The sequence below is a fragment of the Candidatus Poribacteria bacterium genome (genome assembly GCA_021162805.1).
Taxonomy (GTDB): Bacteria; Poribacteria; WGA-4E; order B28-G17; family B28-G17; genus JAGGXZ01.
This window is the reverse complement of record JAGGXZ010000041.1, coordinates 1-3,872: the sequence shown is the minus strand read 5'-3', so window position 1 is coordinate 3,872 and position 3,872 is coordinate 1. Positions and strand designations below refer to the sequence as shown.

The window sequence follows — 3,872 nt, the reverse complement described above, 5'->3', positions numbered from 1 at the left end:
GGGTTTTTGATGTTCGACTCCGGCAATCTTCTTGATCCTATGGCGATGTGATATCCGTCTTTGAGGTGTGGGATCAGTTTATCCATCTCCTGGATGGGTGTGGACAGATCTGCGTCTGAGAAGAGGATGAATTGTCCTTTGGAAGCCAGGACGCCTTCTTTGATAGCGAAGCCTTTTCCCCTGTTTTGTGGTAGGTGTATGCATTTGAGGTTTTGATATTCTTTGCTGAGTTGTTTAAGGATCTGGGCTGTATTGTCATTACTTCCATCGTTGACGACGATGATCTCAGCGGGGATCTTATGGAGATTAAGGTATTGGATGATGGTGTAGATCGTCCTTTTTATCCTTCTTTCTTCGTTATAGGCAGGTATTATGATGGAGATAAACTGGGAAATTTCTCTCACCTACCCTTTAACTATGAGGATGAGAAATTATGGTCCCTGACATTATGAGACCAACTAATACTACGAGGGAAAGTAATTTGCTCCATCTCTGGTAGGGTAGCTCTTCATATTTGATCTCAATGTTCCCGTGTCCGTATAACAGCATGAGGTAGGGAGAGGCTATATAAACAGGGACTGATTTCCCGCTCACGTAGGCATGCCAGCTTGGGAAATAAGATATCTTCACCAATATCGGCACATCTTCCTCTGACCCAACGAAAAACTTAATGTAATCCCCCTTTTTCGATTTTTCCAGTATCTCAACCTTCTCACCACCCGCTCCTACGTTCTCCGGCAAAGGGTCCTCGGAGTAAACTAGAACTTTATCGATCTCCTCACTCACCCACCATCGCCTAACTTCATCTCTCCAATTCTTGCTAATGCGGCGAGGCCGGTAGTTTAGGACCTCTATCAGTTGGGATCGAGGGACCTCAAGCGGTCTAAAAGGAGGTAATGGTCTCGATGAAGGGGATATACCTTCCTGTTCCACCTTGATTGGCGATATTTTCAGGGGGGATTTCTCCGATAACTTTCCAGGCGAAAGGATATAGTTGATGTTGAAAAGCTGAAAGTACGTCAGGATATTGCGAGGGTTTGATGGAACGGAATACGGCGCCCAAGGTGGTTCCCTCGGATCCACTAACAGGGAAAGAGATGCCAAGAAGCTTGAGTTTAAGGCGGATTCCATGAATAAGCCCATACAGACATCATTTCCGGTGTTCATCGCTATAAGATGAGATAACGCCCTAGGCTGGCACCAAAGGTTCCCATATCCGACGGATGTGCAGAGGAGCCTACCGTTCAGCTTTGGAACCTTTATATTGAAATCCCTTGGACCGTGCACTGACAATATGAAGGGATTTCTAGGTCGAAATTGTCCTTTAGCGGTGGAAAGATTGAGACATGAAGCGACGGATGCGATAATGAGAACAATCACCATGTCTGTGTTTCTAAGAGCTATACTCCGACTTCGAACCCGCACAAACGCCCAGAAAAGGAAAAAGGCGAGATACAAGGCATATATCTGAAATCGGTGGACGTGAAAGGGGAAATTCGGGATATATCTGAGGTGGATGAATGTTAAAAGGGTGAAAATCGCCGGAACCATCGGGTTTATATATCGTTTCGATGAATCCCTTAAAAAGAGTAGATACAGTGAGAAGGCAAACAGCCCAAGCGTTAAGACGGGGGAACTTTTCTTCACAAGGATCGAGCCGGATAGATACCTACGGTTGAGGATGAAGGGTATCGTCCAGAAGGCTGTAAGGAGGATCGCAACCGAGATATGGGCCCCGGACAGCAGCAGATCTTTCTTAGATCGAACATAATTTGCCATGAAGCCCAGAAAGCAAATTCCAGCAGCAAGCCCAGCGTAAACATGTGCCAGTGTTGTCAAAGCCAAGAGAAGGGTGGGAACAACGTATTTCCTCTTTGAAAAGAGGCGAGGTATAGTCGCTATATAGGAGAAGAAAAACGGTATAGCGAGCATGTTTGCTACAAGTCCTAAGTCAATCGTCCCTCCTATGTTACCTCCCCAGTTCGAAGGTGAAAAGCGCATAATGAGCCATACCCATAAAAGCCACATCGCACGTGGTATAATCTCAAGACCATAACTTCTAGCGAGGAGATAGGCAACGATCAACGTTAGTATGGCGGAGAATGAGACAACCAACTTGAAAGCAGGCTTTATGCCTACTCCGAAGCTGAGAATCGTCACGAGATAATGAAACATGGGATGGTAGAACATTCCTTGGGGGAATCCCAAATAGAAGTAGGGATTCCAGCCTGAAAAATCGGGGAATAGATGCTCCTTCAGATGCTTTATGGCGGCGATGTGACCGATGGCATCATAAGCGTGGAGGTTGTTATAAAGAACATAAGGACGAAGTATCACACCTATAAGAACAATCTCTAAAACGACAAGGGTGAGCAAATCAATCCTGCCCAGAAGCTTAATGCCGTATTCTCTGATACGCTTTGTAAAAATCAAACCTCTCATCTGTGTGACACTCTTGACATATCCTTTCACTGAAGATACTTTCATATTTGTTCCTATCCGGATCGGATACGTGAAGAGAGCCGGGGCCATGGCACCCTTCACATCCCACGGATACCTCACCCTTCCTCTTCAGTTCTAACCCGGCTGAGAGATCCACACCTGTCGAATGACATCTCAGACAAACTCTTTCACTTCCTGATCCCTTCAGAGCTTCATACGATTTAGAGTGTTTCGACTCGTTCCAGATCGCAAATTCATACTGATGGCATTCTCGACATTTATCGGAGCCGACATATGCTGAAGCACCTTTATATATCCTCATTCCGACTCTGAACCGCCCCTCCGGAGTCAAGTTTTCTTCTGTTACGATCTGGCGGTAAAGCGAAATCAAGGAGGAAATAACGGGGGAATCAGGTAATCGTCTTGAAATCCGAATTCGACGAACTTCCACTTCAGCGAGTTTTTTTCTTAGAAACTCCAGGTCAACCACCGTTACTTGATTCGGATCGGTTCCCCCATCGATAAGGATAGGACCACCTAGCAAATCTTTGTTTTTCACCCGCGAGCTCAAACGTCCACTTGGATCGCTGTATATAACCATGCCGTAACCCTTTACCTTTTTGGAGAGCATCTTAGCCTCCTCAAAGCTTCCCTGAAAGAGGAGGACGATAAAGTCCGATTTGGGCCTTAGCTCCTTTAACGACGATATGAGCACATCGTCAGCAGGCAATACATCGACCTCCCCATGATAGATCTCGAGGTTCGGCAAGACCGCCTCAGATGTCAACCCCATCACCGCTATCTTCAACTCCTTTCCTGCTGCTTGAACTCTCTTAATGAGATATCCACGCAGCTTTTCTCCATTGATGGTTAAGTTCGTGCATATCACCGATTTAAGGGGCATGAGAGGGGCTGTGACGTTAACCCCATCGTATCCCATCAAGCTCATCACTCGGGAGATAATCTTCCTCCGAATCTGGGTATCCGGTCCAGGCGGAATGAAAATGCCGTTTCCCAGAAATAGGCTGAGTTCGGATCGATATCTCTCTATAGCGCTAGCTCGACGCGCCATCCCCTCAAAGCCAGGTGCGTCCCGAGGGAGAAGTTCACCTCCATCTATTCCCGTAACTAATATCAGTAGATCACAATGACTGAGAATCATCGGGTAGGATGAACATTATCTGCCACTATCTTTTCACTTTCGGTGATCATTCAGGCTGTCAAGTAGGCAGCGAGTTGGTCGACGGTAGCACCGGAGCGGAACTGCTTTTCGAGCCACACCAGGAGGTTGCGTCGATGCTAAGCCTGAAGATCTCGGCAGGCATCCTCCAACATGATCGGAGGATGACCGTGACACTCATCAGCCGGTAATGGTCATTTCCCGGCAGACCCTTGGCATCATCTACCGGGGTGCTGCCCCAATAGCGAGC

Annotated in this window: 4 protein-coding genes; all 4 read right to left on the bottom strand. The window is 46.9% G+C overall.

Features of this window, described 5'->3' with window-relative positions; all coding sequences use genetic code 11:
- Positions 1 to 404, bottom strand: a 404-nt coding sequence (locus tag J7M22_03020; protein MCD6505576.1) for a glycosyltransferase, incomplete at its 3' end; no start/stop codon positions are given.
- A gap of 7 nt (positions 405 to 411) precedes the next feature.
- Positions 412 to 2,442, bottom strand: a complete 2,031-nt coding sequence (locus J7M22_03015; GenBank protein MCD6505575.1) for a hypothetical protein — start codon at positions 2,440 to 2,442, stop codon at positions 412 to 414.
- Positions 2,396 to 3,514, bottom strand: a complete 1,119-nt coding sequence (locus J7M22_03010; protein MCD6505574.1) for a hypothetical protein — start codon at positions 3,512 to 3,514, stop codon at positions 2,396 to 2,398. Before J7M22_03010 ends, J7M22_03015 begins: the two co-directional genes overlap by 47 nt.
- Before the next feature lie 148 nt (positions 3,515 to 3,662).
- Positions 3,663 to 3,872, bottom strand: a 210-nt coding sequence (locus J7M22_03005; protein ID MCD6505573.1) for a hypothetical protein, incomplete at its 5' end; no start/stop codon positions are given.

Bases quoted from the DNA above. Each gene is read 5' to 3' on its own strand.
- J7M22_03015 (MCD6505575.1), bottom strand. From the start codon at position 2,442: ATGAGAGGTTTGATTTTTACAAAGCGTATCAGAGAATACGGCATTAAG.
- J7M22_03010 (MCD6505574.1), bottom strand. From the start codon at position 3,514: ATGGCGCGTCGAGCTAGCGCTATAGAGAGATATCGATCCGAACTCAGC.